This is a genomic window from Cutibacterium porci, assembly GCF_009696315.1.
In the GTDB taxonomy this organism is placed as follows: domain Bacteria; phylum Actinomycetota; class Actinomycetes; order Propionibacteriales; family Propionibacteriaceae; genus Cutibacterium; species Cutibacterium porci.
Genome location: NZ_VUMG01000003.1, coordinates 210,983 through 236,689 on the forward strand (window position 1 = coordinate 210,983; position 25,707 = coordinate 236,689).

A 25,707-nucleotide genomic window follows, 5' to 3' on the forward strand; every position below is an offset into this window, starting at 1 on the left:
CCGGCAACCCGTGCCGAGCCCTCCCTCAATCCTTCACAGATCACTTAACGTAGCCGATGTCCTCAGCACGGGTGCTCTGGAACGTCGCGGAACCGTAATTCGCAAGGTTCTTCGGGGTACCGGTGAACATGATGCGGCGGTACAGCGGCAACACCATCACATTGTCCCAGATGTGCTTGTCTGCCTCATTGGTCTGCTCACGCCGCTTGTTAACGTCCATCTCGGTGTCGATCTGCGGGATGAGCTTCTCGATCTCAGGATCAATGATCTGAGCGAAGTTCGACTGCGACGGCTGCTTGGAGCCCTCAGCGGCGGCACCATAGATCTGACGAACGTTGGCCATCGGGTACGCGGTTCCCTGCCAGGTAAACGAAATGACGTCAAAGGAGTGGTTCGTCAGCACCTTCTGCATGTCGTTGGACGGGGTGTTGACGAGGTTAACCTTGACACCAATCTTCGCCATATCTTGCTTAAACAAGGCGCCTTCATTCTCGGAGGTCGGAACGCCAGTCAGCTGAGCGTAATTGATGGTGAGGGTCTTTCCATCCTTGACGCGGAAATCACCCTGCTTCTTCCAACCGGCCTCGTCGAGCTGCTTCTCGGCGGCTGCCGTGTCGTACTTGTAATCTTCAGAGTTGTCCTTGTAACCGGGCTGGCCCGGCATGAAGAAATGGTTACCGAGCATCACCGAGTCAGCTTGCACCGGAAGACCGGCAAGGTCCGACTTAGCGATGGCCTGACGGTTAATGCCCTTGACGATCGCCTGGCGAACGTTCTTATCAGAGAGATTGGCCGACTTGGCGTTGAACGTAAAGTGGCGCCACTGCAACGAACCAGCAGCCCGCATATCGGCATCGTCACGCTTCTTGGCCGTCTCGTAACCGTCTTTAGTGATAATGGTGTCAGCGACGTCAATCTCCTTATTGGCAAAAGCCTTGGTCTTGGCGGCGTCCTCCATCTCCTTGAAGGTAACGGTGTCAAGCTTGGCCTTATCTCCCCACCACTTGTCGTTGCGTTTGACGGTGAGGGTCTTGGACGCCTGATCCACCTTGGTGGGGACGAAGGGCCCAGTGAACCAGTCAGGGTTCGGCGTCTTCCAACCAGAATTAAACGTCTCGGGGTCGGAGATACCCTCCTTGGGCAGCACATAGCTCCAGGTAGCCGTCCAGTCTGGGTAGGTCGACTTGTACGTGATGACGACATCAGTGTCTTTGTCGCCCTTCTCCACCGACGCTATCTGGTTGAACCCGTCAGTCGTGGCAGGAAGGAACTTATCATTCTCACCACTAGAGGCCTTCCAGGTCGCCTGGTAATCCGTGTAGTCAATGGTGCGGCCCGAGTTCCACTTGGCCTTGGGATTGAGGTGCAGGGTAACAACCTGCTTGCCGTCCTTGGTTTCCACGTTGGTCGACTCAATGTAGTTCGGGTTTGGCTTCGGAGTGGCATCTTCAGCCATGTCAAAGTTGTTGACGCCAATGAACTGCCAAATAGTCGAGCTCAGGTCGACAGTGTTGTTGTCAACCTGCGATGGGTTCCAGCCGGTTGGCAACGTGCCGATGGCGAGACGGAGAGTGCCGCCATCCTTGATCTGGTCCCGGGACTTGATGTTCAGGGCAGCCAGCGGCGCACTTGCTGACGTCGCTTTGTCGCCCTTGTTCTGGTCGCCGCCGGACTGGTTCTTCTGTCCGCACCCGGTGAGGGCAAGTGAGCCCACCGCCAGCGCTGCAACTGCGGTCGTCAAGGTCTTGCGCACGGTAAACCTCCGGAAAGGTAGTGATGTGGATCGGGGTTGCAATGAGCTTGGCACCTCAGCGCCACCGCGGCCACCACAATCGACGTCGCAGTGCAGTATCGTTATGAAATCTTGACTTTTTCTTGATCCAATCGTGATGTTCAGAGACACCGTCATGGTCCCAGCCCGGTTTTCCGGCCAGAGAGGCACGTGGGGTGGCGTCGTCACGACACCACCCCACTGCGCTAGGCCTCAAGCCCTCAGAACACCCGAACCTCCTCGGGGAAATGGCAGGCCGTACGGCGGTCGATGTCCGGCTGCGGGTACTCCAGCTCAGGGCGCTCCCCCGTGCACCGGGCTTGGGAAGCCTCGTCGAGACCCTTGAATTTCGGACACCGAGTATGGAAGGGGCATCCGGACGGCGGGGCGGCAGGAGACGGCAGATCACCCTCCAGCAGGATGCGATGACGGTCATGCTCTTTGGCTGGATCCGGCACCGGGATCGCCGACAGCAAGCCCTGCGTGTAGGGGTGCATCGGGTGGTCAAAGACCTGTGAAACTTCGCCAAGTTCGACGATGCGTCCCAAATACATGACGGCCACACGGTTAGCGATGTGACGCACCACTGACAGGTCGTGCGCAACGAACAGATACGACAGCTCCAACTGCTCGCGCAAGTCCTCCAACAGATTCAACACACCGGCTTGAATCGACACGTCAAGAGCCGAAACGGGCTCATCAAGCACCAGCAGCTTCGGGTTGAGGGCCAATGCGCGGGCAATGCCGACGCGCTGCTTTTGACCGCCGGAGAAGTTCCTCGGGTAACGGTTCGCGTGGGCCGGTTCCAGACCCACCAGGGCCATGAGCTCGTCGACTCGTTCCGGGATCTTGTCCTTGGGGTAACCGTTGTACTTCAACGGCTCAGCGATAATGTCGGCAATCGGCAGTCGGGGGTCCAAGGATGCCATCGGATCTTGGAAAACGACCTGAAGGTCCTGACGAGTCTTCTTGCGCTGCCTCGCATTCATCGTGGCGGCGTCATGGCCCAAAACGACCACGTTGCCAGCCTCGGGCTTAGTCAATTCCAGGATTGACATGATGGTCGTCGTCTTTCCGCATCCAGACTCACCGACCAACCCGAGAGTCTCACCCTTCTTGATCCGGAAAGAGATACCGTCAACGGCATGAACGGTGCCAACACGCCTCTTGAACACCGCACCCTTCATGAGCGGATATGTTTTCACGAGATTCTCGACGTGCAGAACGTCTTCTAGAGCTTCGCGGTCAGATGTTCCTAAGGCGGTCTTGAAGCGGCTCTTGCGTTCCCCTAGCTGGGGATAAACCTCGGCATAGCTACGGTCGATCAATTCACCGTGACGCACACATGCCGCCTCGTGATCAGGCAAATCGGTGCTCGTGAGCTCCGGCTCGCTTTGGCGACACGCATCAACAACCATTGGGCAGCGCGGCGCAAAAGGACATCCTGCAGGCAAATTCAGCAGGGATGGCGGATTACCTTCCACCGGTGTGAGCGGCTCGTCCTTGTCAAGGTCAGGCCGCGGCAAGGAGCCTAATAGACCGATCGTGTATGGGTGACGGGAATGGTAAAAGAGGTCGTCGACGCTGGCACGCTCAACGACACGTCCGGCGTACATCACTGCCACCCGATCAGCCAAGCCAGCCACCACACCAAGGTCGTGTGTAATCATGACGACGCCGGCGTGGGTCTCACGCTGAGCCACCCTCAAAAGGTCCAGAATCTGGGCCTGAATAGTCACATCGAGGGCCGTCGTCGGCTCGTCTGCGATGATGAGGTCAGGGTCATTCGCGATAGCCATGGCAATGACGACTCGCTGCCTCATGCCACCAGAAAACTCGTGCGGGAAGGCTTTAGCACGCACCTCTGGATTGGGGATCCCGACCATGTCAAGCAGTTCAAGAGCGCGCGCCCACGCGTCCTTGTCAGACATCTTCGAGTGCACCTGTAAGGCCTCGACGATCTGGTCACCGATGGTGTACACAGGCGTCAATGCACTCAGCGGGTCCTGGAATATCATGGCGACCTTTTTGCCGCGCACATCGGACATCCAGTTGTCGTCGCGGCCCAGGAGCTCAGTGCCGTGAAGCTTGATCGACCCTTCGACGTGCGCTCCCTCATCCAACAGCCCCATCACCGACATCGAGGTGACTGATTTACCGGATCCCGATTCGCCCACCAGACCGACGACCTCGCCAGCGTTAACGGTGAGATTCACGCCACGCACAGCATGAACCACGCCATCCTCAGACGGGAAACGGACGTTGAGATCCTTGATTTGCAGGACCGGCACTCCTTCCTGACGCTCGGGGAGGGCGTCAGACAAGTGAGCCGCAGTGGCAGTTTTCTTACTCATGCCTTACCACCAGACTTGGAGGAGGGATCGACGGCGTCGCGCAGGCCGTCACCTATGAAGTTGACGCTCAGTAGCAGGATAACCAGCACACCAGCCGGGAACATGAACAGCCACGGAGACGTCGTCACTGCTGTCATACCGTCGCCGAGCAGGGTGCCTAGAGAAGTCTCCGGCTTTTGAACGCCGAATCCGAAGAACGACAGCACCGTCTCGCTCATGATTGCTGCAACCACCCCGAGGGTGAGATCAATGATGAGGTAGCTCGCGATGTTCGGAATGACGTGCCTGACGATGATCGTGAACGGCGGAACCGACATGAACCGGGCGGCAGTGACGTAGTCGAGGTTGACCACCGACAGGGTCATGGCTCGCACCACGCGCGCCGAGAGCATCCAGCTAAAGATTGACAGCAACACAATGAGCAACAGCGTCGAGGTGCTCTTGCCAGAGGTGTGTTGGCTGAGGATGGCGATAATGAGGAACGACGGGATCACCAATAGCAGATCAATGAACCACAGGATGACTTTCTCTGCCAGCTTGCCGAAATACGCCGCTGCGGAACCGATAAGGGCCGCCAAGGTTTCGACGATGAGGGCGACGCAGAAACCGATGATGAGGGACTTGCGCAACCCTTCGATGGTCATGGCGAACAAGTCGAATCCACCCTGGCTAGTGCCGAACCAGTGGTACTGGTCTGGCGGCGAAAGGAAGGCGTTGTCGTCAACTACCCAGTAATCCCAGTTGGCGATATATGGGCCGACGAGGGCAAGTAGGACGATAAGCGTCAAGCCAATGACACCAACTTTTGAGCCAACAGGGCGCCAGAACCGACGCAGGATCAAACGCCCCCGCGACATGTGCTTACCGTCGCGCTCGTTGCGACCCGGCTGATGTTTCTCATTGCGCTGAGATGCCACGAGGGCGTCAGGGCCCTCTATCGGGGCGCTGGGTCCCACCATCGGGGTGTTGAGCTCAACACTGGAATTGTTTGTAGGTTCAGACATGACGGCTCCTCCTCATCGAGCCCGGACACGCGGATCAATGACCGCGATGAGGATGTCGGACAACAAAGCGCCGGTCAGCGTGCACAAGCCAGAGAAGGCGACCACAGCGACTGATCCATTGATGTCGTTCTGCTGAATCGACATCACCGAATAAGAGCCAACACCGTTCCATGCGTAGACCTGCTCAGAAATAGTGGCACCGACGAAGATGTTGGCGACGCCGAAGGCGAAGTAGGTCGCCATCGGGATGATGGCGTTACGCAGCGCATGATGACGAATTGCGCGACCCTTACGCAGACCCTTCGCCCGAGCGGTGCGCACGTAATCGGCGCCGAGGGTGTCAAGCATCAAGTTTCGCTGATACCGCGAGTAGCTGGCCAGGCTCAAAGCTGACAGCGAGATCGTTGGCAGGAGCAGGTGCTGCATACGGCTGAGGAATTCCGCTCCGAAATAGTTGCCGTGGGCGCCCACCTCACCGATGAACTGGAAAACTGGGTACCAGTCGCCTGGTTAACGCGAATTGCACCTAGCTGCAGCAAGACCGCCAACACCATCGTTGGGGTTGAGATGAGCAGCAGGCACAAAAAGGACACTATCCGGTCGGCCGCCGAATACTGCCGCACTGCAGACCAGGCACCAATGGCGACACCGCCAACCATGCCGATGATCGTTCCGCAAATCACCAGACGCACCGACACACCGATGCGGGTACCGATGAGGGAGTTGATCGCGTCACCGTGTGGAGTCCAGCCCCAGTTCCAGTGAAGGAAGACCATCTTAAGCCATCGTTCGTACCGCACCCAGATGCTGGTATCGGGGTTGATGTTGTAGTTCGTCAGTGACTGATTGATCGCAGTCCAGTTAAGCTTCGGATTCGTCTGATCGAAGGCGTTGCGCGGATCTAAGGCATACGAAGCGAGCAAGTATGCGAAAGAGACTGCAATGAACAACAGCACGACGTAATTGATGAGGCGACGCACCACGTACTTGAGCACGATCGTCCTTTCTCACAGTGTGCATTGTGCCTGCTCGGATAGCAGGTGGGCCGCCGGCTCATGTGGCTTGACGACTCGTGCGGCAGAACAGCCGCCGCACACACATAGGCATGAAGCCACCACGGCACATGTACCGCACGGTGAGCGTGATCTTACACATACCGCGACCTTACGGCAGTCTATTGAGACCAAATAAGCGAAGCATGTCATCCTCTGTGTGTACTTCGCTCATTAAATAAAACGACGGGAGGGATGGAAAACACTAGGGTTTCCCATCCCTCCCGTCGTCAGTCAATCGTAATGATGACGGCGCTCAGCGCTTAGTTACGCTGCCACCAGCCTTCTCAATCTTCTCCTGAGCCGACTTCGACCAGGCATCGACCACGAGGTCCACCTTGACGGTAAGTTCGCCAGTGCCAAGCACCTTGACGAGCTCATTGTCGCGGACAGCGCCCACGGCAACCAGGTCATCGACCGTAATCTTTCCTCCCTGGGGGAACAGAGACTCGACCTTGTCCAGGTTCACGACCTGATACTCGGTACGGAACGGGTTGTGGAACCCGCCCAGTTTCGGGGCCTGCATATGAATCGGCATTTGACCGCCGGCGAAGAACTCGGGCACATTCTTACGTGCGCCAGTTCCCTTGGTACCGCGGCCAGCAGTCTTACCCTTGGAACCCTCACCACGACCAACGCGGGTCTTGGCCTTGTGGGCGCCAGGAGCGGGCTTGAGATCATGGAGCTCAATTGCCATGTCAGTCCACCTCTTCCATGGTGACGAGGTGACGAACGGTCTGGACCATGCCGCGGAACTCCGGCCGGTCCTCCTTCACAACCGTGTCACCGATGCGCTTCAGTCCGAGGCTGCGCAGGGTCTCACGATGATTCGGCTTCGTAGCGATGCCGGACTTAACCTGCGTAATCTTTAGCTTGCTCATCAGTTGGCTCCCGCCTTCTCCTCCATGCGGGCGGCAGCGGCGGCCTCGTCGGCCTCCTTGCGCGCACGCAACATGGCTGCCGGGGCGACGTCCTCAATGGACTTGCCACGGCGACGAGCGACCTCTTCGGGCTCCTCGAGCTGCTGCAACGCATCGACGGTAGCGTGCACCACGTTGATCGCGTTAGACGAGCCGAGGGATTTGGCGAGCACGTCATGCACGCCAGCGCACTCAAGGACCGCGCGAGCCGAGCCACCGGCAATAACACCGGTACCGGGCGAAGCCGGACGCAGCATCACGATGCCAGCAGCCTTCTCACCAATCACCGGGTGCGTAATGGTACGACCGACCAGCGGCACCTTGAAGAAATGCTTCTTGGCCTCTTCAACGGCCTTGGCAATAGCTGCGGGCACCTCCTTGGCCTTGCCATAGCCGACGCCCACGTTTCCTTCGCCGTCTCCCACGACGACGAGCGCCGTGAAGCTGAAGCGACGACCGCCCTGGACGACCTTAGCGACGCGGTTAATAGCCACCACGCGCTCGAGATATTCATTCTGATTGCGGTTGCGATCGTTCTGGCCACGACGGTTGTCACGGCCACGACGCTCACCACCTGCACCGCCACCGCGGCGCTGGGTTTCACTCATCGTTGCTCACTTGCCTTTCGTGGGTCAGAAGTCGAGACCGGCCTCGCGGGCCGCATCGGCCAGCGCGGCGATCCGCCCGTGGTACTTGTTCCCGGCCTTATCGAAGACGACCTTCTCGATGCCAGCAGCCTTGGCGCGCTCACCAATGATGGTGCCAACGCGGGCTGCCTTCGCGGTCTTGTCTCCCGCCATCTCGCGCAGCTCGGGCTCCATGCTGGAGGCCGACACCAGCGTATTGCCGGCAGCATCGTCGATGACCTGAACGAAGACATGCTTTGACGAACGGGTCACGACCATGCGGGGACGCTCGACGGTGCCGAAAATCTTCTTGCGACCACGGGCCTGGCGACGAGCACGTGCCTTGGCGCGGTCGGACAGGCTCTTGCGAACAGTCAGGGTGCTTGCCATGTCACTTACCTGCCTTTCCAACCTTGCGACGGACGTTCTCGCCCTCGTAGCGCACACCCTTGCCCTTGTAGGGCTCCGGCTTGCGGATCTTACGGATATTGGCCGCGGTCTCACCGACGACCTGCTTGTCGATGCCTTGAACCGAGAACTTCGTCGGGTTCTCGACAGCGAAGGTGATTCCCTCCGGGGCATCGACGATCACCGGGTGCGAAAAACCGAGGTTGAATTCGAGCTGCTTGGGGCCCTTGGACATCACGCGGTAGCCCACGCCCTGAATCTCCAGCTTCTTCTCGTAGCCCTCGGTCACACCAATGACCATGTTGTTGATAAGGGTCCGAGTCAGCCCATGCAGCGAGCGATTCTCACGCTCGTCGTCGGGACGCTCGACCAGGATCTCGCCCTCATCATTCTTGCTCACAGTGATGGGCTCACGAACGGTGAAGTTCAGGGTTCCCTTAGGACCCTTCACCTCCACGTACTGCCCATCAAGCTTCACCTCGACACCGGACGGGACGGCGATGGGAAGCCTGCCAATGCGCGACATTGATTACTCCTATCTGTCTCGTCGACGGTCACCACACGTAGGCGAGGACTTCCCCGCCCACAGACTTCTCATGAGCCTGCTTGTCAGTGAGCAGCCCCTGAGAGGTGGAGATGATAGCGATGCCCAAACCGCCGAGTACCTTCGGCAGGGCGGTGGACTTGGCGTAGACGCGAAGTCCGGGCTTGCTGATACGGCGAACGCCAGCGATCGAGCGCTCACGGTTCTCGCCGTACTTGAGAGTAAGGGTCAGGGTCTTGCCGACCTCACCCTCCTTGGGTTCGTTGACTTTGTAGTCGGCGATGTAGCCCTCGGACTTGAGGATGTCGGCGATTCCCGCCTTAATCTTCGAGTGAGGCATCGACGTCTGGTCATGGTACGCCTGGTTAGCGTTGCGCAGACGGGTCAGCATGTCTGCGATTGGGTCAGTCATCGTCATGGCTGGTTTGGCCTCTTTCTCACAACGGTTTCCCGAGCACGGCTTTGGGGATCGGATCGGGACCTTCTGTGTTGTTCAGGTGTGTATAAGGCGGGTTACCAACCCGCCGGGGCCTTGTCGGGCCCGTGGATCAGCATCCTTGAGCGGACGCGCACTGTCACCAGGAAGACTTGGTGACGCCCGGGAGCTGACCGGCGTGGGCCATCTCGCGCAAGCAGATTCGGCACAGGCCGAACTTGCGGTACACCGAGTGCGGACGACCGCAGCGCTGGCAACGGGTGTAAGCACGGACACCGAACTTGGGCTTGCGGGCCGCCTTGACCTTCAGAGCTGTCTTGGCCATCAGATCCTCACTTCTTCTTCTTCTTGGCGTAGTAGGCAGGACCGCGCTTGGTCTTCGCCTTCTTCGGATCATCCTTCGCCTTGAACGGGAATCCCAGGTGCTTGAGCAGGGCCTTGCCCTCCTCGTTCGTCTGCGCAGTCGTCACGAAAGTGATGTCCATGCCACGGACGCGGTCGATTTTGTCCTGGTCGATCTCGAGGAACATGACCTGTTCGGACAGGCCGAAGGTGTAGTTACCCTTGCCGTCAAACTGGTTCGAGTTGAGACCGCGGAAGTCACGGATGCGAGGCAGAGCCAGGGTCAGCAGACGGTCGGCAAACTCCCACATACGATCACCGCGAAGGGTGACGTGGCAGCCGATCGGCTGTCCCTCGCGCAGCTTGAACTGAGCGATGGACTTGCGGGCCTTGGTCACCTGCGGCTTCTGTCCAGTAATGGCGGTGATGTCGCGAACGGCACCGTCCATAACCTTCGAATCATGAGCGGCGTCACCAACACCCATATTCACCACGATCTTCTCAAGACCGGGAATGAGCATCGGGTTCTTGTAGCCAAACTCCTCTTGCATGGCGGCGCGGATGTGCTCGCGGTATTGCTTTTTCAGACGAGGCATCTCGTGCGCGATAGCGTCGGTGCTCACTTGGCCTCCTCCTTCTTGAGGTAGCGGACGCTGCGCTGGGCAGCGTACTCGGAGCCGTCGGGACGACGCTTGGTGACGTCCACGCGACGGTAGCCGACACGGGTCACGACGTCCTTGCCGTCGATCTTGGTCACGAGCTGAACGTTCGAAACGTGAATTGGAGCCTCAGTGGCGATGATTCCACCCTTAGTGGTGCCGCCCTGGGCGTTCGGCATGTCGCGACGATGGTGCTTACGAATGTTCACACCCTCGACAATGACGCGCTCACGCTTCGGGTCCACCGAGAGAACCTCGCCAATGGCACCCTTGTCGTTGCCAGCGATGACCTTGACGCGGTCACCCTTCTTAATCCTGAGCGACTTCATTCAGATCACCTCCGGGGCGAGCGAGACGATGCGCATGAACTTCTTCTCGCGCAGCTCGCGGGCAATGGGCCCGAAGATACGGGTACCACGAGGCTCCCCGTCTCCCTTGAGGAGGACGGCAGCGTTCTCGTCGAACTTGATGTAGGACCCATCTGGACGGCGATGTGACTTGACGGTCCGAACGACGACGGCCTTTACGACCTCGCCCTTCTTCACGTTTCCGCCGGGGATGGCATCCTTGACGGTGCACACAATGGTGTCACCGAGGTAGGCGTAGCGACGCTTAGATCCACCGAGAACACGGATGCAAAGAAGCTCCTTCGCACCAGTGTTGTCGGCGACCTTGAGTCGCGTCTCCTGCTGGATCATGTCTTCTCCTTTGTCCCACTGGTTCCCTGTCGGGCCTAGTAGGACTGTTGAACACGAACCCCCTGGATTTTGCCAGAGGGCAACCCGCACCTCAGTGGGTACGCGGCTGTCGTCCGCGAGAGGTCCCGCCACCCTCGGGCGGCGTACGGTATCTCCGACTCCGCAGAGTCGGGCCCCGCACTGTGCTTAAAGGTGGGCACAGTCGCAAAACAACTTGAGCATTCTAGCTCTCGTCAGGCTAGATTGCCAGTCGCAGTGTGCGTCGGCACCCTTCTGGTGCTGCCACGTCACCACTCCGATTCCTCACCACAACTACGACTCCCAAACGCATACGCCATGGCCTTAAACGCAAACAAGGCGACCCACCCATTCGGATAGGTCGCCTTGCAGTACGTCAGGGTCAACTCACCACGACGTCACTTGGCCTTCTCGACGATCTCGACGAGCCGCCAGCGCTTGGTGGCCGACAGCGGACGGGTCTCCATGATCCGCACACGGTCACCCATGCCAGCCTCGTTGTTCTCATCGTGGGCCTTGAGACGCACCGACTTCGTCATGACCTTGCCATATAGCGGGTGCTTGACACGATCCTCGATCAAAACGGTGATCGTCTTATTCATCTTGTCCGACACGACGAGTCCCTCACGGACCTTGCGGCGGGTCGTCCGCTCAGCGGTGTTCTCGCTCATGCTCAGGCCTCCTTAGTGGAATCGGGATCATCGACGATATTGAGGTTGCGCTCCTGGAGCACGGTGTACACCCGGGCGATGTCCTTGCGAACTTCACGCAGGCGTGCGGTGTTTTCAAGCTGGCCGGTGGCCGACTGGAAACGCAGACCGAACAGCTCTTCTTTAAGTTCGCGAACCTTCGTGCGCAGCTCCTCACCGGAAAGCTGGCGCAGCTCAGCAGCAGAAAGCTTCGGCATCAGTTGTCACCGCCTTCACGGGAGATGAAACGGGCCTTCATCGGCAGCTTGTGAATGGCCAGACGCATGGCTTCGCGAGCCACATCGTCTGACACACCCGACAGCTCAAAGAGGACCCGTCCGGGCTTGATGTTGGCGATCCACCACTCAGGCGTACCCTTACCGGAACCCATACGGGATTCGGCGGGGTGCTTGGTCATGGGGCGGTCCGGGTAGACGTTAATCCACACCTTTCCGCCACGCTTGATGTAGCGGGTCATAGCAATACGGGCGGCCTCGATCTGACGGTTGGTCAGATACCCTCCCTCGATGGCCTGGATGCCGTAGTCACCAAAGGCCAACTGGGTGCCACCCTTCGCAGCGCCAGTCCGCTTGGGATGGTGCTGCTTACGGTACTTCACTCGACGAGGAATCAACATGTCAGGCTCCTGCGTTCTCGGTCTGCGGGGCCGGGGTCTCAGCCGACTGCTTGGCGGCCTCAGCGCGACGGCGTCCACCGCGACGATCGGGACGGTCGCCCCGGCCACGACGATTACCACCGCGTCCACCACGGCCGCCCTGGGCAGCCTGGCGAGCAGCCTTCTGGGCAGCACGCTCGGCACGAGTGCCGGTGACGTCACCCTTATAAATCCACACCTTGACGCCAATACGGCCGAAGGTGGTGCGGGCCTCAAAGAAGCCGTAGTCAATGTCAGCGCGCAGAGTGTGCAGCGGCACACGGCCTTCGCGGTAACCCTCAGAACGGCTCATTTCGGCGCCACCCAGACGACCAGAGCACTTGATACGGATACCAAGCGCGCCGGCGTTCATGGCGGACTGCTGGGCCTTGCGCATAGCGCGACGGAAAGCCACACGGGCAGCAAGCTGCTCGGCAATTCCTTGGGCAACCAGCTGGGCATCGGTCTCGGGGTTCTTGACCTCGAGGATATTCAACTGAATCTGCTTGCCGGTGAGCTTCTCCAGCTCACCTCGCACGCGCTCAGCCTCTGCGCCATTGCGCCCGATGACAATGCCTGGGCGTGCGGCGTAAAGGAAGATGGTTACGCGCTCGGAGCGACGCTCGATCTCGATGGACGACAGGCCGGCGCGCTCCAGGTTCTTGTGGAGCCACTCACGGATCTTGACGTCCTCACCCACGAGCTCGGCGTACTGCTTCTCGGCGTACCAGCGGGTCTTGTGATCGGTCGTCACACCAAGACGGAAACCATGGGGGTTGATTTTCTGGCCCATGTCAGGCTCCCTTCTCGGTCTCGGACTTGGCTGCAGCTGCCGAACGACCCGACTTGGCCTTCTTAGCGGCCCGACGGGCTTCCTTGGGCTCGACAACCACGGTGATGTGGGCGGAGCGCTTCAGAATCCGGCTAGCGGATCCCTTAGCGCGGGGACGGATGCGGCGCATGGTGACGCCCTCGTCGACGAAGGCCTGCGAAATGTACAGGTCGTCGGCGCGCAGGCCCTCGGTCTGCTCGGCGTTGGCCATAGCTGAGGCGATAACTTTGCGGATTGGCTCAGCTGCGGCCTGCGGCTGGAACTTCAGCATGGTCACCGCCTCGACGGCGTCCATGCCGCGAACCAAGTCGATAACGCGACGGCACTTGCTGGCGCTCATCCGGACGTGACGCGCGATGGCGTACGAGCCGGGTCGATCGCCGAGCAGGGCGGCGCGACGGCTGGGCCTCTCAGTGTTGCTCATGAATCAGATCCCTCTCGTCAGCGCCTGCGCGCCTTCTTGTCGTCCTTCACGTGACCTTTGAAGGTCCTGGTCGGGGCGAACTCTCCGAGCTTGTGCCCAACCATCGACTCGGTCACGAAAACCGGGACGTGCTTGCGACCGTCATGCACGCCGATGGTGTGCCCGATCATGTCGGGGGTGACCATGGAGCGACGCGACCAGGTCTTGATGACGTTGTGTGTGCCCGCCTCGTTCTGGGCAGTGACCTTCTTGGCCAGATGCTCGTCGACGAAGGGGCCCTTTTTCAGACTGCGTGGCATGTCTCAGACTCCCAATCAGCGCTTCTTGCCGGACTTGCGGCGACGCACGATGAGACGGCTGCTCGCCTTTTTCTTGTTACGGGTGCGGCCCTCAGGCTTGCCCCATGGGCTCACCGGGTGACGACCACCAGAGGTACGACCCTCGCCACCACCGTGCGGGTGGTCGATCGGGTTCATGACCACACCACGAACGGTCGGGCGGATGCCCTTCCAGCGGTTACGGCCAGCCTTACCCCAGTTGATATTGATTTGCTCGGCGTTACCGACCTCGCCAATGGTGGCGCGGCAGCGAATGTCGACCATGCGCATCTCGCCGGAGGGGAGGCGCAGGGTGGCGTATTTGCCCTCGCGGGCGACCAGCTGCACCGACGCACCGGCAGAGCGACCCATCTTGGCACCGCCTCCTGGGCGCAGTTCCACAGCGTGAACCGTGGTACCGACCGGAATGTTACGCAGCGGCAGATTATTACCTGGCTTGATGTCAGCCTCTGGGCCAGACACCACGACGGTACCTTGGCCGACACCATCGGGAGCGATGATGTAACGCTTCTCACCGTCGGCGTAGTGGAGCAGAGCAATGCGTGCGGTGCGGTTCGGGTCGTACTCGATGTGAGCGACCTTAGCCGGCACGCCGTCCTTGTCGTAGCGCTTGAAATCAATGATGCGATAGGCCTGCTTGTGCCCGCCACCAATATGGCGGGTAGTGATACGGCCTGTGTTGTTGCGTCCACCGGTCTTCGGCTTGGCAACGAGCAGGGACTTCTCAGGGGTCGAGCGGGTGAGCTCGACGAAGTCCGACACGCTCGAGCCGCGGCGGCCCGGAGTGGTGGGCTTGTGCTTGCGGATACCCATTGGTACTTCGTTCCTTCTCTCGCGGCTCAGGCGACCGGGCCGGTGAAGATGTCGATGCGATCACCCTCGGCAACAGTCACAATGGCGCGCTTGGTGTCGGGACGCTTGCCGATGCCCGTGCGGGTACGGCGCGTCTTCCCCTTGCGGTTCATCGTGTTCACCGAGGTGACCTTCACACCGAAGATCTGCTCGATCGCAATTTTGATCTCGGTCTTGTTGGCAGTCGGCTTGACCAAGAACGTGTACGTGTTCTGGTCGAGCAGGCTGTAGCTCTTCTCGGAGACGACCGGGGCGAGAATGATGTCCCGGGGATCTCGGATCTTCAGCTCGCTCACTTGGCGTCCTCCTTCGTGGAGTCGGACTTAACGGCGTTGACAAAGCCAGCGGCCTCAGCGGCTGCAGCGGAACGGAACCACACCTCAGCGATAGTGCGTCCGTACCACGGCGACGACGGCTCGTGGAACTTCATGGAGTCCTCGTTGCCCTTGATGTCGAAACCAGCCGGTGGGTTGTCGCCACGGAAAGAATCTTCCCCGTAGGGGTGCTGGTCGGCGACATTCGTCTCAGGAACCTCGGGCTCAGCGGTCAGGGCCTGAGCGCTAGCGCTGCGGGCTCCGACGAAGGCGTCGAGACCAGCCTGGCTGAACACGATGGTCCGGGCATTAACGACGTCGTAGGTGTTGAGCTGATCAGCGGCCACGACGTGAACCTCGGAGAGGTTACGCACCGACAGCCAGTCAACCTCATCGGTGCGAGCCAGGACGACGAGCACCTTGCTGAGCTCAGCGAGACCGGACAGCGCAGCCTTGGCCTGCTTCGTCGAGGGTTTGCCACCCTCAACCAGTGACGTCACGACGACAATGCGATTGTCGCGAGCCATATCGGACAGGGCGCCACGCAGTGCGGCAGCCACCATCTTTTTGGGGGTGCGCTGAGCGTAGGAGCGCGGCTGCGGACCGTGGACGGTGCCGCCACCGACCCACTGCGGTGCACGAGTCGAACCCTGACGGGCACGACCGGTGCCCTTCTGACGCCACGGCTTCTTGCCTCCACCGGAAACCTCGCCCCGAGTCTTCGTGGCGTGGGTACCCTGGCGGGCAGCCGCGAGTTGGGCGACGACGACCTGATGGATCAGCGGAATGTTGGTATTCACGTCGAAGACGTCACCAGGCAGCTCAGCCGATCCGGCCTTCTTACCCTTGACGTCGAGGACGTCGATGGTCTTGGTCTCGTTCATGCGGCATCCCCATTCTTGGCGGCCTTCTTGGCGGCGCTGCGGACGACGAGCAGGGAACCCTTCGGGCCGGGAACTGCGCCGCGGACCAGCATGATCCCGCGCTCGGCGTCGACGGAGTGAACCTGCAGGTTCTGGACAGTCACTCGCTCAGAGCCCATGCGGCCAGCCATGCGGAGGCCCTTAATGACCTTGCCTGGCGTCGAGCAGCCGCCGATGGAGCCCGGCGAGCGGTGCTTGCGGTGCACACCGTGCGTGGCACGCAGGCCACCGAAGCCGTGACGCTTCATAACACCAGCAGTGCCCTTGCCCTTGCTAGTGCCGGTCACGTCAACGAAATCGGACTCGGAAAACACGCTAGCGGTGATCTCCTGGCCCAAGGTGTACTCAGAGGCATCAGCGGTGCGCAGCTCAACAAGGTGACGTCGAGGGGTCACACCGGCCTTCTCAAAATGGCCAGCCTGAGGCTTGGTGACGTTCTTAGCCTTAACAGCCCCGAAGCCTAGCTGGACAGCGGAGTAGCCATCAGTCTCGGGGGTGCGCACCTGAGTGACGACACACGGGCCAGCCTGGATGACGGTCACAGGAACGAGCCTGTTGTGCTCGTCCCACAGCTGGGTCATGCCGAGCTTGGTGCCCAGCACGCCCTTGACAGTGCGTTCATTGGTCATGGTGCTCAACCTCACGGAAGCTTGATCTCGATGTCGACACCAGCAGGCAGGTCGAGACGCATGAGCGAATCGACCGTCTTAGGGGTCGGCTCGAGAATGTCGATGAGCCGCTTGTGGGTGCGCATCTCAAAGTGCTCGCGGCTGTCCTTGTACTTGTGGGGCGAACGGATCACACAGAACACGTTCTTCTCGGTCGGCAGCGGCACCGGGCCGGCGACCTTGGCACCCGTGCGGGTCACCGTGTCGACGATCTTGCGCGCCGACGAGTCGATGACCTCGTGGTCGTAGGCCCGCAGCCTGATGCGGATCTTTTGTCCCGCCACAGTTGTTCCTTCTACTCGTCTCTGCCGCGTCCAAGATTCCCTGACGTGGGAGTCCGGTACGCCCAGAGGGTTCCGGCGTGAGGAGCGAACTCCTCATTGGTCCCAACCTCGCGATTTCTACGCATGTCAATAACACGCAAACCGCAAGGTCACATCACCCCTCCCCGACCCACGCGCTCGGGCGTGTCGCGCATCGGAAACCGCAGCACACCACCGCTCACCAGCCGTTGAGGACCCCGTGAACACTGTGGAATTGTCTGCGATCAGCCCGATACAAACCCGCTTCCGTGGGCTAGGTAGTGGACTCACCTTGGTGGTGACACCACTACCGATGGACTCCAGTAGCCCCACCCGACCCCTGTGGATCCGGGCGTGACGCACCGCAGCCCCGTTCGGAGCAACTTGTACAGTCTCTCACCGACATGCCGGCAAGGCAAATCGGGTCCACGGGCCCCAACGCGGCTCGCGAATTGAATGGTGTTCAATTAAGGTCCGGTGGCCGTCATACTGCGGCTGCCACCACTGTCAAGTATCCCATCCAGTCAGGAGTCGCCGATGCCACCGTCAGATCCCGCACCTAAGGCGTGGTGGAGCGTTCGGATGAGGGCCAGCGGAACCCTCGGCGGCGAGCCCTATCACGTCAGCGGAGCCGAATCCCTCGTCGCCTCAGCCATGGTCGAGCAGGCCATAGCAGGCCTGACGCGACGCGCCTTTGCACCGGGACACAGCGTCGAGCCCCGACACGTGCGACTCAGCCTGGATCAGATTGACGCCGAGCCCGCCGTCATTCCCGCTCTACCTACTCACCTGAAGGAATGCCCTGATCCGGCGACGGCTCGCCAGCACTTCCTCGACGTCTTGTCGCGCTTCATTCCCAATCCGGGTGACGTGCTACGCATCCTCACCGACGCACCGACCATGCGAGGCGCGGCTCTCGTTGAGGTCGGAACTGGCCGACGATTGGAGGCCGACCCTCTTCGTGGGGTGCGGGTCACCAGGTTCGGTGACCTGGCAGAGCCAACCCCCGGGTCGTTGGCGCACAAGAAGCATCATTACGAAGCCGTTTTGTTAGCGAGCAAGGTCGCAGCAGCACCGGGAGTGCTCGCCGAGTTCTGTATGTCCGATGATCCCGATTACACCCGGGGTTACATGTGTGTTGACGGCATCTATACGACGGTCACTAACGTCAAAGCCGATGGTGACCGCAATGGCGGACGCGTCATCCTTATTGACACCGCATCCGCCGACCCAACGATCACCACCGAATGGCTTGAACGTCAGCCTGTACTTATCGGCCCTACCGCCGATTCTCATGAGACGACCTCGTGGCGCGATCACATCTGCCAACGCCTCAATGCCTGGCGCGACGCCGGTCTGGACCGCAACCCCCGCATCTTTTGTTCTCCCCAAAGCGCTGATGCCGTCACAACCGAAGGTCCCGCCCTGCTGTTCTCGTCATCGGACTATCTCGGCTTGTCAACCGAGCCTCGCATTCAGCAAGCCATGATTACCGCTGCCGAAAAACTCGGGTGCAGCTCGGGCGGATCTCGCCTCACGACCGGGACTTCTGTCGCTCACCAGCAAGCTGAACACGAGATTGCCTCGTGGTTGGGATACCCGCAAGCCGTATTGATGGCCAGTGGATACCAGGCCAACCTTGCGACCCTCCAGCTACTCGCTAGCCCTGACGTCACCGTTATTTCCGACGCCGACAACCACGCCAGTTTGATCGACGGGTGTCGCTTGGCGCGAGCACGCACCGTCGTCGTCCCACATGCAGACCTCGACGCTATCGAAGCCTGTCTCAACCGCGTCACGACTGACAGGGCGCTCGTCCTCGTCGAAGGCGTCTATTCCATGGGCGGCGACGCCACCGACGTCGCCGAGGTCGTAAAGATAGCCCACCGCCACGGTGCTCTCGCTGTCATTGATGACGCTCATGGGATCGGCACGGTTGGGCCTACTGGCCGCGGCGTAACTGAAGGGCTGCCGCCATCGCAACGGCCCGACATCGTGCTGGGAACGGCCAGCAAGGCGCTCGGAGTCGAGGGCGGTTTCGTCTGCGTCGACGAGACCGTGGCGGCTCTGATACGCAATTGCGCACGGGGATATGCGTTTTCCAGTGCTTCCTCCCCCGCCGTCGCGGCTGCGATAGCTGCGTCTGTGCGTTACCTTCGAGCTGACACCAGTAAGGTCCAACGACTTCAGACCACCGTCGCCCAGGCACGCTGTCTTCTCGCCGAGGCAGGTCTCATTGCAAGCCCAGCAGCCAACGACCTCGGCCCGATCATCCGAGTGCCGGTCGGATCGGAGTCGCGTGCCGTCGCCGCCCAGGACGAATTAGCTCGCCGGGGCCTCATAGTCGGTGCGATCCGCTACCCAGCCGTCGCGAGGGGCCGGGCAATTCTGCGTATTTGCCTGACAGCACGTCACACCGAAGAACACATTCGGGTTCTCGTCTCGGCGATCCGCGATGTCCTCGACGGGACTGTCACCAACGCATGACGTTGCCCGGCAGGTCGTAGTACTGATGGAGCCGGTACTCGGTGGATCGACGGGGACCCGCATAGTCGGGCTCCGGGTACGGCAGCGCCTTCAGACCGACCGCATTACGCTCCCTACAACGTGCCGCGTCTGCTTGGGCATCGACTGTGCGCCACACACTGCCGTTGCTGCCTGGAGCATGCACCACGCTCCTTGCCGCCCGATAGCACGATGCCGTAGCGACGATCGCCAGAACCATAGGCAACCGCCGCTACGTCGACGCCCGCCCACGCGAACCTGCGACCACAGGGTCACAGGTTCCGAATCTGGAACACCACCGTCCTGCGTCACATTGTTGGCTACCAACCCGACGGCAGCCCACGCCAGCGCGCTCGCAGTGAAAACCACCAGGCCAAGGAAAGAGGTATGTCCCCCTGGGGAGCCCTGAATCATCGGCAGTGCGTAGTAACCGCACGCCGCGCCGGTCGAGACCCCTACCATGCCGCATCCAGACATCCGAGCAGCGATCACAGTGAGGACCACCATCACGACCACGAAACCCGGCATTCCCATTCTCGCGGCGTCGCCAACCACCGTCACGTCAAGGCCACTGCTCACCGTATAGTCGGCAGGTGTGATGAGGGCCATAGCAACAATTGCACCGATAATCCCTGGAGCATTCAATTCGTGATGAATACTCGCTACAGTACGACTGCCGCCCATAGCCATGACAAGCCCGCACCATCATGTCCGAGAAACGGCCATTGCGTTCCACCAGGTCATATCTGGTTAGCCGCGCAAAATCCGCCCAGCCGATACGACCGCCGACAGCGCCAGAGCGAGTGGCAAAATACAAATCGTCGATATCCCAAATGGGTGTTCACCACACCAACGCCCAATAACATGTGACGAGAACCTAAAACCACACGACGGGGCGTTTCAGCATCCCTGTGTGTCGTTCGATCACCCTTGTCGTCCTATCTCGGCCTCAAACCTGCGCATACGGCGTAGCGTCGACTCTTTACCCAGAATCTCCATCGCTTCAAACAGCGGCGGAGACACCCGAGAACCGGTGACAGCCACCCGCACCGGAGCAAAGGCTAGACGCGGCTTAACACCCATGTCGTCACACAGTTTGGCTCGTAGAGCGGCTTGGATGGCGTCAGCGGAGAAGTCGTCGAGCCCCTCGAGCACCTCAACAGCGGCATGTTGGACCTCGTCAGCTCCTGCCTTGAGCTTGGCCACAGAGTCCTCATCAAATACCAGGGCTTCATCGTCGATAAGGAGGAAAGCCAGCTTGGGTAACGCCTCAGACAACAACGTCAACCGCTCGCGAACCAGCGGCATCGCGGTGCGAAGAACCACACGATCCTCGTCAGTGAGGTCGCGAGCGAGCACGTCTTGTGCTTGGCCCCTTCGGTCGGCATACTCGAGCACGCGACGAGTGAGGTCCTCTACCTCAAGACTGCGAATGTACTGGCCATTAAGCCAATCCAGCTTAGTGACATCGAAAACAGGACCGCCAGTGGAGATATTGCGCCACTCAAACCGGGACACAAAGGAGTCAAAATCCTCCATCTCTTGACCCTCGGCAATCGTCGGGTAGGCCAGCAACTGAAGGAAATTCCGCAAGGCCTCAGGCAGATACCCCTGCTCCCGAAACCACATCAATCGGGCTGCCGGGTTTTTGCGCTTAGAGATCTTCGACTTGTCGGTGTTGCGCAGAAGTGGCATATGAGCGAAATTCGGAACGTCCCATCCCAGCCACTTGTAAAGCAGCAGATGCTTGGGGGTTGACGAAATCCATTCCTCACCGCGCACAACGGTATCTATCCCCATGAGATGATCGTCAACAACGACGGCCAGGTGATAGGTCGGGAAGCCGTCGGCTTTGAGAATCACCTGATCGTCAGGGCGAGGGGCGTGGACCTTGCCCCGGATAAGGTCGTCAAATTCCAGATCGACGTCCTCAGGGATGAGCATCCGAACCACCGGGGTTTCGGTAAAGCCCGGCAGCTTGGCCCTCTCTTCCTTAGACATCCCCAGACACATGCGGTCGTAGCCGGTCTCAGACGACTTGGCTGCAGCACGCTCGTCACGCAGCTGCTTGAGCCTCTCCTGGGAGCACCAGCAACGGTAGGCATGTCCGGACTCGATGAGCTTGTCAACGAGCGGCTTATATGTGTCCAAACGCTCGGATTGCTTATACGGCTCATAGGGGCCACCGACGACCGGCGACTCGTCAGGCGACAACCCCAGCCACTCAAGCGTCTGGTAAATCTGATCCTCCGAGCCTGCAACTAACCGATGGCGATCGGTATCCTCGATGCGCAGCACAAACTGACCGCCAGTACGCCGTGCCCACGCCTTATCAAACAAGGCCATGTAAGCCGTGCCGACGTGAGGATCACCGGTGGGCGAGGGGGCAACGCGCGTGCGCGCGGGATGCAATTCAGTCATGATGGCACGAAGTCTATCGAGATCCACTGACAGACTCCGGTAAGGTTCCCGCCATGGCAGAACCTACTGGAACCCCAGCCGCGTCGGACTTCATTCATCAAGTTGTTCGTGCGGACATCCACCAGGATACGTACGGCGGTCGAGTCCAGACCCGGTTCCCACCCGAGCCCAACGGCTATCTCCACATCGGCCACGCCAAGGCCATTGTCACCGATTTCGGCATTGCCGAGGACTATGGCGGCATCTGCAACTTGAGGCTCGACGACACCAACCCCGGCACTGAGGAAACCGAATATGTCGAGTCGATCATTGCCGACATTGAGTGGCTGGGCTACTCCCCTGCCCACGTCGTCCATGCCTCCGATTATTTTGGACAGCTCTACGAGTGGGCGAAATACCTGGTGCGTGAAGGGTTAGCCTACGTTGACGATCAGTCTCCCGAAACTATTCGCGAGCAACGAGGCGGCTACGGCAAGCCGGGCATTGAGAGCCCCTATCGCAATCGTCCTGCCGCCGAGTCCCTCGACCTGCTGGAGCGGATGCGCATCGGGGAGTTCCCCGACGGTTCCCGCTGTCTACGCGCTCGCATCGACATGCAAGCCGAAAATATGTGGCTGCGCGACCCCGTCATGTACCGCATCCGCCACCAAGCCCACCATTCCACCGGCACCACGTGGTGCATCTATCCCACCTACGACTGGGCGCATGGGCAGTCTGATGCCATTGAGGGAGTGACCCACTCGCTGTGTTCTCTGGAATTCAACAGCCACCGTCCGCTCTATGACTGGTTCCTCGCCCATCTGCCGCTCGATGGTCCCGCCCCTAAGCAGCGCGAATTCGCCCGTCTCGAATTAACGCACACCATCACCTCTAAGCGCAGACTCAAGTCCCTTGTAACCGACGGTGTCGTCGACGGGTGGGACGACCCGCGCATGCCCACCCTGCGCGGTATGCGTCGCCGTGGATACCCGGCTGCCGCGATCCGGGCCTTCTGCCAGGCCGTCGGCACCACCAAGAACAACTCGGTGAAGGCCATCGAGGAGTTCGAGTCATTTGTGCGCCGCGAGCTCAACGCCACCGCCCAGCGACGCATGGCAGTGTTGCACCCCCTCAAGCTCATCCTTGATGGTTGGCCAACTGACGACGACGGCAACCCGGTAGTGGAGTGGTTTGAACTCGTCAACAATCCGGAGAATCCTGACGACGGCACCCGTCGCGTTCCCTTCACTGGTGAACTCTGGATTGAATCCGACGATTTTCGCGAGGATCCTCCCCGCAAGTTCTTCCGCCTCTCCCCCGGCCACGAAGTACGCTTGCGGGGTGCCTACCTGGTGACGGCTACTGACGTCGTCAAGAATCCCGACGGCACCATCGCTGAGGTCCACGCTAGCTACGACCCGCAATCGCGAGGCGGGACAGCCCCTGACGGTCGCAAGGTGAAATCGACGATGCACTGGGTTTCAGCCGCCCATGCCATTGACGTCACGGCCAACCTGTACGACCGGCTCTTTAGCGCCGAAATTCCCGGGTCTCAGACTGGGGAAGCCCTGGATGATCTCAACCCACAGTCGCGCGAGACTCTCACCGGGGTTATGGCCGAGCCAGCCTTAGCCGGCGTGGCACCGGGCGAGGTCGTGCAGTTCGAGAGGCTGGGATACTTCGCCGCCGATTGTGACACCTCGGTGTTCCATCGCACTGTCGGTCTGCGCGACGAATGGACCCAACTACAGAAGCGCAAGGCCTGACTCAAGCATGGCGAGCAATCCACCGATGCGTCACCTCTGTAGGCAACGATGGTGTCGCTCCCCGTCGGCTGGAAGGACACTATCCATGTATGACAACCTCCTCGCTACAGACATGTCTCGTCGTGCCATGTTGGTCAGCTCACTAGGGGCCGCTGCGGCAGCCTCCTTCGCATCGGCGTCGACGGTCGCTGCGGCTTCCCCGGCTGCAGCCGGCCCCACTGCGCTGACCGTGTTGGCGACCACAGATATCCACGGCCACATTTTTGACTGGGATTACTTCGCCGACGCCCCATTTACGCCCTCGAGCAAGAGCTTCTCCTCGGCACCCCTGGGTGTCAGCCGCGTAGCCACGATTGCGAAACAGGTGCGCGCCGACGTGGGTTCTGAGTCCGTCGTCGTCCTCGACAATGGGGACACTATCCAGGGCACCCCGCTGACCTACCTTTCAGCGAAACAACCCGAAAAACTCGGTGGCGATGAAGTTATGGCCCGCGCCTTCAATGTGGTCGGTTATGACGCTGTCAATATCGGCAATCACGAATTCAATTACGGAATCGACGAGCTCCTCCGCTATCGCAGGGATCTCAATGCGCCGTTGCTGTGCGCGAATGTTATGGACAGTGGCAAACCGCTCACGCAGGGCAGCATCATGCTCAGTAAGACCGTTGCCGGTCACAGCGTCAAGGTCGGTGTGGTTGCAGTAACTACTCCTGGATCAATGGTGTGGGACAAGGCCAATCTGGCTGGCAAAATCGACATAATTGACCCCGTCAAGGCCGCCGCAAAACACTCGGTACACCTACGAAAGAATGGTGCTGACGTCGTTATCGTGCTCGTCCATGCCGGGCTATCCGAAAATCAGGCTACGCCGGTGTACAACGGCCTGCCAGAGAATGATGCCACCACTTTGGCACAATCTGTTCCCGACGTCGACTTAGTTGTCATTGGCCATACCCATCAGGATGACCCATTCAAGATCGTTGACGGCGCCTCGGGACATAAGGTTGTTCTCACCCAGCCCGATTACTGGGCCCGTTCGGTATCCCAGGTGACAATTCCGCTGGATTTCTCTCACAATAAAGTTACGATCAAGCACGACGACATCACCGTCACACCGCGTTACACTCGCGACGTTGAGGAAGACGGCGAGTTCGCTTCTGACTCCCAGCTTCAGGCCGACCACAAGGCGACCATCTCGTATGTTAATTCGGTCGTCGCTACCTCAGCGATGAGGCTGACGACCGAGCGTTCGATGGTCGAAGACACCCCGATACTCGACTTCATCGGTGCGATCGAAGCCGACACCGTCGCCAAGGCAATCGCGGGTGGCAGGTATGACGGTATCCCTGTCATCGCCCAAGTATCACCATTTTCCCGCACCGCCGCCTTCCCGAAGGGCGACGTCAAGATTAAGGATATTGCCGGGTTGTATCTATTCGATAACACCCTGGCCGGCGTCCTGCTCACGGGAAAACAACTCAAGGACTACTTGGAATACTCGGCGAAGTACTTTAAGCGCGTCACGAAGGGCGCCACCATCAATCCTGCTCCGGCCAGCGAAGGCGGCGACACGCAGGCCGATTACCAAGGCAAACCGGTGTGGGATTACAACTACGACGTCGTTACTGAAGTCAAGTACTCCATCGACATTTCTCGACCGGTCGGCAACCGCATCTTAGGTTTGTCGTGGCACGGTAAGCCGGTTACAGATGACCAGAAGTTCGTACTGGCCATCAATAATTACCGCATGAGTGGTGGCGGTAACTACCCACACGTCACCGAAGCCCCGGTCGTGTGGAACGAAATTCTCGAAATTCGTCAACTGCTCATCGACACTGCCACCGCAATGAAAACAATTGATCCGAAGAGTTTCTTCGATCGCAACTGGTTCCTCACCACGACTGGCCAGACGTGGCCAGCCGATGGTAAATCCGGTAACGATAGGCATCGCACCACCACAGGTAAGCTCAGGCCCGGACCTCGGTCCGGTGACCGTAGCACTCCACCGGAAGCTAGCTCTGACAGCCATCCGGTGCGCCTGCCGCGCACCGGCCTCTGACAGGAACGATTGTGTGAGCCTCGGCCCACGACGTGTGGTGAGCCGAGGCTCATTTAGTCAGGGCACCGTGAAACGTGTGATCATGATAGGTGACGGTTGTGCCCTCGATGTTGGAAGGATGCTGCGCTGACAACTCAAATCGTTCCAC

At 60.0% G+C, this 25,707-nt stretch carries 29 protein-coding genes and 2 pseudogenes; 3 read left to right on the top strand and 28 right to left on the bottom strand.

Annotated elements, in window-relative coordinates; all coding sequences use genetic code 11:
- Positions 1 to 40: 40 nt before the first annotated feature.
- The 26 genes and pseudogenes from FYJ43_RS08435 to rpsJ all read right to left on the bottom strand — a co-directional run bounded on the left by FYJ43_RS08435 (position 41) and on the right by rpsJ (position 16,811).
- Complete coding sequence (locus FYJ43_RS08435; protein ID WP_326833494.1) at positions 41 to 1,753, bottom strand: ABC transporter family substrate-binding protein; 1,713 nt, start codon at positions 1,751 to 1,753, stop codon at positions 41 to 43.
- 239 nt (positions 1,754 to 1,992) lie between these two features.
- Entirely contained in the window at positions 1,993 to 4,125 is a 2,133-nt protein-coding gene (locus tag FYJ43_RS08440) for an ABC transporter ATP-binding protein (protein WP_154563908.1), read from the bottom strand.
- Positions 4,122 to 5,129 carry an ABC transporter permease gene (locus FYJ43_RS08445; protein ID WP_154563909.1) on the bottom strand — a complete coding sequence of 336 codons (1,008 nt, stop codon included), beginning with the start codon at positions 5,127 to 5,129 and terminating at the stop codon, positions 4,122 to 4,124. Before FYJ43_RS08445 ends, FYJ43_RS08440 begins: the two co-directional genes overlap by 4 nt.
- A 12-nt stretch (positions 5,130 to 5,141) precedes the next feature.
- Positions 5,142 to 5,555, bottom strand: a complete 414-nt coding sequence (locus FYJ43_RS12290; RefSeq protein WP_229771685.1) for an ABC transporter permease — start codon at positions 5,553 to 5,555, stop codon at positions 5,142 to 5,144.
- Between the two features lie 355 nt (positions 5,556 to 5,910).
- Positions 5,911 to 6,186: pseudogene (locus FYJ43_RS12295) on the bottom strand (hypothetical protein); the annotation flags it as partial.
- 251 nt (positions 6,187 to 6,437) lie between these two features.
- On the bottom strand, positions 6,438 to 6,878 hold the full coding sequence (rplO, locus tag FYJ43_RS08455) for a 50S ribosomal protein L15 (protein WP_154563910.1): 441 nt from the start codon (positions 6,876 to 6,878) through the stop codon (positions 6,438 to 6,440).
- Between the two features lies 1 nt (position 6,879).
- Entirely contained in the window at positions 6,880 to 7,062 is a 183-nt protein-coding gene (gene rpmD, locus FYJ43_RS08460; RefSeq protein WP_154563911.1) for a 50S ribosomal protein L30, read from the bottom strand.
- Entirely contained in the window at positions 7,062 to 7,709 is a 648-nt protein-coding gene (gene rpsE / locus FYJ43_RS08465; protein ID WP_154563912.1) for a 30S ribosomal protein S5, read from the bottom strand. The genes rpmD and rpsE overlap by 1 nt, the downstream gene beginning before the upstream one ends.
- Before the next feature lie 24 nt (positions 7,710 to 7,733).
- Entirely contained in the window at positions 7,734 to 8,117 is a 384-nt protein-coding gene (gene rplR / locus FYJ43_RS08470) for a 50S ribosomal protein L18 (protein ID WP_154563913.1), read from the bottom strand.
- 1 nt (position 8,118) lies between these two features.
- Positions 8,119 to 8,661 carry a 50S ribosomal protein L6 gene (rplF, locus tag FYJ43_RS08475; RefSeq protein ID WP_154563914.1) on the bottom strand — a complete coding sequence of 181 codons (543 nt, stop codon included), beginning with the start codon at positions 8,659 to 8,661 and terminating at the stop codon, positions 8,119 to 8,121.
- 28 nt (positions 8,662 to 8,689) lie between these two features.
- Positions 8,690 to 9,097 (bottom strand): 30S ribosomal protein S8, encoded by a 408-nt coding sequence (rpsH, locus tag FYJ43_RS08480; protein WP_154563915.1) that lies wholly within the window; start codon positions 9,095 to 9,097, stop codon positions 8,690 to 8,692.
- 157 nt (positions 9,098 to 9,254) lie between these two features.
- A complete protein-coding gene (locus tag FYJ43_RS08485; protein WP_002515981.1) occupies positions 9,255 to 9,440 on the bottom strand; it encodes a type Z 30S ribosomal protein S14 in 186 nt (61 codons plus the stop codon).
- 7 nt (positions 9,441 to 9,447) lie between these two features.
- Positions 9,448 to 10,080 carry a 50S ribosomal protein L5 gene (rplE, locus tag FYJ43_RS08490; protein WP_326833495.1) on the bottom strand — a complete coding sequence of 211 codons (633 nt, stop codon included), beginning with the start codon at positions 10,078 to 10,080 and terminating at the stop codon, positions 9,448 to 9,450.
- Positions 10,077 to 10,445 carry a 50S ribosomal protein L24 gene (gene rplX, locus FYJ43_RS08495; RefSeq protein WP_154563916.1) on the bottom strand — a complete coding sequence of 123 codons (369 nt, stop codon included), beginning with the start codon at positions 10,443 to 10,445 and terminating at the stop codon, positions 10,077 to 10,079. Before rplX ends, rplE begins: the two co-directional genes overlap by 4 nt.
- A complete protein-coding gene (rplN, locus tag FYJ43_RS08500) occupies positions 10,446 to 10,814 on the bottom strand; it encodes a 50S ribosomal protein L14 (protein ID WP_002514859.1) in 369 nt (122 codons plus the stop codon).
- Positions 10,815 to 11,230: 416 nt separating this feature from the next.
- Positions 11,231 to 11,503, bottom strand: a complete 273-nt coding sequence (rpsQ, locus tag FYJ43_RS08505) for a 30S ribosomal protein S17 (RefSeq protein ID WP_154563917.1) — start codon at positions 11,501 to 11,503, stop codon at positions 11,231 to 11,233.
- A gap of 2 nt (positions 11,504 to 11,505) precedes the next feature.
- Positions 11,506 to 11,739, bottom strand: a complete 234-nt coding sequence (gene rpmC, locus FYJ43_RS08510; RefSeq protein ID WP_154563918.1) for a 50S ribosomal protein L29 — start codon at positions 11,737 to 11,739, stop codon at positions 11,506 to 11,508.
- The gene (gene rplP / locus FYJ43_RS08515) at positions 11,739 to 12,158 is read right to left on the bottom strand and encodes a 50S ribosomal protein L16 (protein WP_154563919.1); all 420 of its coding nucleotides are present in this window, start codon (positions 12,156 to 12,158) and stop codon (positions 11,739 to 11,741) included. The genes rpmC and rplP overlap by 1 nt, the downstream gene beginning before the upstream one ends.
- 1 nt (position 12,159) lies before the next feature.
- A complete protein-coding gene (gene rpsC / locus FYJ43_RS08520) occupies positions 12,160 to 12,969 on the bottom strand; it encodes a 30S ribosomal protein S3 (protein ID WP_154563920.1) in 810 nt (269 codons plus the stop codon).
- 1 nt (position 12,970) lies between these two features.
- Entirely contained in the window at positions 12,971 to 13,432 is a 462-nt protein-coding gene (rplV, locus tag FYJ43_RS08525) for a 50S ribosomal protein L22 (RefSeq protein ID WP_154563921.1), read from the bottom strand.
- 17 nt (positions 13,433 to 13,449) lie between these two features.
- Positions 13,450 to 13,731, bottom strand: a complete 282-nt coding sequence (gene rpsS, locus FYJ43_RS08530) for a 30S ribosomal protein S19 (RefSeq protein WP_002516048.1) — start codon at positions 13,729 to 13,731, stop codon at positions 13,450 to 13,452.
- Between the two features lie 15 nt (positions 13,732 to 13,746).
- Positions 13,747 to 14,583 (bottom strand): 50S ribosomal protein L2, encoded by an 837-nt coding sequence (gene rplB / locus FYJ43_RS08535; protein WP_154563922.1) that lies wholly within the window; start codon positions 14,581 to 14,583, stop codon positions 13,747 to 13,749.
- A 26-nt stretch (positions 14,584 to 14,609) separates the two neighbouring features.
- Positions 14,610 to 14,918: a 50S ribosomal protein L23 gene (rplW, locus tag FYJ43_RS08540; RefSeq protein WP_326833496.1), complete on the bottom strand. Its 309-nt coding sequence runs from the start codon at positions 14,916 to 14,918 to the stop codon at positions 14,610 to 14,612.
- Entirely contained in the window at positions 14,915 to 15,820 is a 906-nt protein-coding gene (rplD, locus tag FYJ43_RS08545) for a 50S ribosomal protein L4, sunset domain variant (RefSeq protein ID WP_154563924.1), read from the bottom strand. Before rplD ends, rplW begins: the two co-directional genes overlap by 4 nt.
- Positions 15,817 to 16,488, bottom strand: a complete 672-nt coding sequence (rplC, locus tag FYJ43_RS08550; RefSeq protein WP_154563926.1) for a 50S ribosomal protein L3 — start codon at positions 16,486 to 16,488, stop codon at positions 15,817 to 15,819. Before rplC ends, rplD begins: the two co-directional genes overlap by 4 nt.
- Positions 16,489 to 16,499: 11 nt before the next feature.
- On the bottom strand, positions 16,500 to 16,811 hold the full coding sequence (gene rpsJ, locus FYJ43_RS08555) for a 30S ribosomal protein S10 (protein WP_002514870.1): 312 nt from the start codon (positions 16,809 to 16,811) through the stop codon (positions 16,500 to 16,502).
- A 600-nt stretch (positions 16,812 to 17,411) separates the two neighbouring features.
- On the opposite strand from rpsJ, the gene FYJ43_RS08560 reads away from it, so the two are divergent.
- A complete protein-coding gene (locus tag FYJ43_RS08560) occupies positions 17,412 to 19,316 on the top strand; it encodes a 6-carboxyhexanoate--CoA ligase (RefSeq protein WP_154564431.1) in 1,905 nt (634 codons plus the stop codon).
- On the opposite strand, the pseudogene FYJ43_RS08565 reads toward FYJ43_RS08560, so the two are convergent.
- Both FYJ43_RS08565 and gltX read right to left on the bottom strand, forming a co-directional pair.
- Positions 19,303 to 20,039 (bottom strand): annotated as a pseudogene (locus FYJ43_RS08565) (hypothetical protein); the annotation flags it as partial. The gene FYJ43_RS08560 and the pseudogene FYJ43_RS08565 overlap by 14 nt on opposite strands.
- Positions 20,040 to 20,258: 219 nt before the next feature.
- The gene (gltX, locus tag FYJ43_RS08570) at positions 20,259 to 21,755 is read right to left on the bottom strand and encodes a glutamate--tRNA ligase (protein ID WP_154563930.1); all 1,497 of its coding nucleotides are present in this window, start codon (positions 21,753 to 21,755) and stop codon (positions 20,259 to 20,261) included.
- Between the two features lie 53 nt (positions 21,756 to 21,808).
- On the opposite strand from gltX, the gene FYJ43_RS08575 reads away from it, so the two are divergent.
- Together FYJ43_RS08575 and FYJ43_RS08580 are read left to right on the top strand one after the other, a co-directional pair.
- Positions 21,809 to 23,500 (top strand): glutamine--tRNA ligase/YqeY domain fusion protein, encoded by a 1,692-nt coding sequence (locus tag FYJ43_RS08575; RefSeq protein WP_154563932.1) that lies wholly within the window; start codon positions 21,809 to 21,811, stop codon positions 23,498 to 23,500.
- 85 nt (positions 23,501 to 23,585) lie between these two features.
- Positions 23,586 to 25,559, top strand: coding sequence for a bifunctional metallophosphatase/5'-nucleotidase (locus FYJ43_RS08580; RefSeq protein ID WP_154563934.1), 1,974 nt, complete (start codon positions 23,586 to 23,588; stop codon positions 25,557 to 25,559).
- Positions 25,560 to 25,707 lie beyond the last annotated feature (148 nt).

Coding starts and splice junctions, on each gene's coding strand:
- FYJ43_RS08560 (WP_154564431.1), top strand. CDS start 17,412: ATGAGGGCCAGCGGAACCCTCGGCGGCGAGCCCTATCACGTCAGCGGA.
- rplF (WP_154563914.1), bottom strand. CDS start 8,661: ATGTCGCGCATTGGCAGGCTTCCCATCGCCGTCCCGTCCGGTGTCGAG.
- rplC (WP_154563926.1), bottom strand. CDS start 16,488: ATGACCAATGAACGCACTGTCAAGGGCGTGCTGGGCACCAAGCTCGGC.
- gltX (WP_154563930.1), bottom strand. CDS start 21,755: ATGACTGAATTGCATCCCGCGCGCACGCGCGTTGCCCCCTCGCCCACC.
- rpmC (WP_154563918.1), bottom strand. CDS start 11,739: ATGCCGAAGCTTTCTGCTGCTGAGCTGCGCCAGCTTTCCGGTGAGGAG.
- rplD (WP_154563924.1), bottom strand. CDS start 15,820: ATGAACGAGACCAAGACCATCGACGTCCTCGACGTCAAGGGTAAGAAG.
- FYJ43_RS08580 (WP_154563934.1), top strand. CDS start 23,586: ATGTATGACAACCTCCTCGCTACAGACATGTCTCGTCGTGCCATGTTG.
- rpmD (WP_154563911.1), bottom strand. CDS start 7,062: ATGAGCAAGCTAAAGATTACGCAGGTTAAGTCCGGCATCGCTACGAAG.
- rpsH (WP_154563915.1), bottom strand. CDS start 9,097: ATGACGATGACTGACCCAATCGCAGACATGCTGACCCGTCTGCGCAAC.
- FYJ43_RS12290 (WP_229771685.1), bottom strand. CDS start 5,555: ATGCAGCACCTGCTCCTGCCAACGATCTCGCTGTCAGCTTTGAGCCTG.
- rpsQ (WP_154563917.1), bottom strand. CDS start 11,503: ATGAGCGAGAACACCGCTGAGCGGACGACCCGCCGCAAGGTCCGTGAG.
- rpsS (WP_002516048.1), bottom strand. CDS start 13,731: ATGCCACGCAGTCTGAAAAAGGGCCCCTTCGTCGACGAGCATCTGGCC.
- FYJ43_RS08575 (WP_154563932.1), top strand. CDS start 21,809: ATGGCAGAACCTACTGGAACCCCAGCCGCGTCGGACTTCATTCATCAA.
- rpsE (WP_154563912.1), bottom strand. CDS start 7,709: ATGAGTGAAACCCAGCGCCGCGGTGGCGGTGCAGGTGGTGAGCGTCGT.
- rplP (WP_154563919.1), bottom strand. CDS start 12,158: ATGTTGATTCCTCGTCGAGTGAAGTACCGTAAGCAGCACCATCCCAAG.
- rplX (WP_154563916.1), bottom strand. CDS start 10,445: ATGAAGTCGCTCAGGATTAAGAAGGGTGACCGCGTCAAGGTCATCGCT.
- FYJ43_RS08445 (WP_154563909.1), bottom strand. CDS start 5,129: ATGTCTGAACCTACAAACAATTCCAGTGTTGAGCTCAACACCCCGATG.
- FYJ43_RS08485 (WP_002515981.1), bottom strand. CDS start 9,440: ATGGCCAAGACAGCTCTGAAGGTCAAGGCGGCCCGCAAGCCCAAGTTC.
- rplV (WP_154563921.1), bottom strand. CDS start 13,432: ATGAGCAACACTGAGAGGCCCAGCCGTCGCGCCGCCCTGCTCGGCGAT.
- rpsC (WP_154563920.1), bottom strand. CDS start 12,969: ATGGGCCAGAAAATCAACCCCCATGGTTTCCGTCTTGGTGTGACGACC.
- rplB (WP_154563922.1), bottom strand. CDS start 14,583: ATGGGTATCCGCAAGCACAAGCCCACCACTCCGGGCCGCCGCGGCTCG.
- FYJ43_RS08440 (WP_154563908.1), bottom strand. CDS start 4,125: ATGAGTAAGAAAACTGCCACTGCGGCTCACTTGTCTGACGCCCTCCCC.
- rplO (WP_154563910.1), bottom strand. CDS start 6,878: ATGGCAATTGAGCTCCATGATCTCAAGCCCGCTCCTGGCGCCCACAAG.
- rplN (WP_002514859.1), bottom strand. CDS start 10,814: ATGATCCAGCAGGAGACGCGACTCAAGGTCGCCGACAACACTGGTGCG.
- rplR (WP_154563913.1), bottom strand. CDS start 8,117: ATGGCAAGCACCCTGACTGTTCGCAAGAGCCTGTCCGACCGCGCCAAG.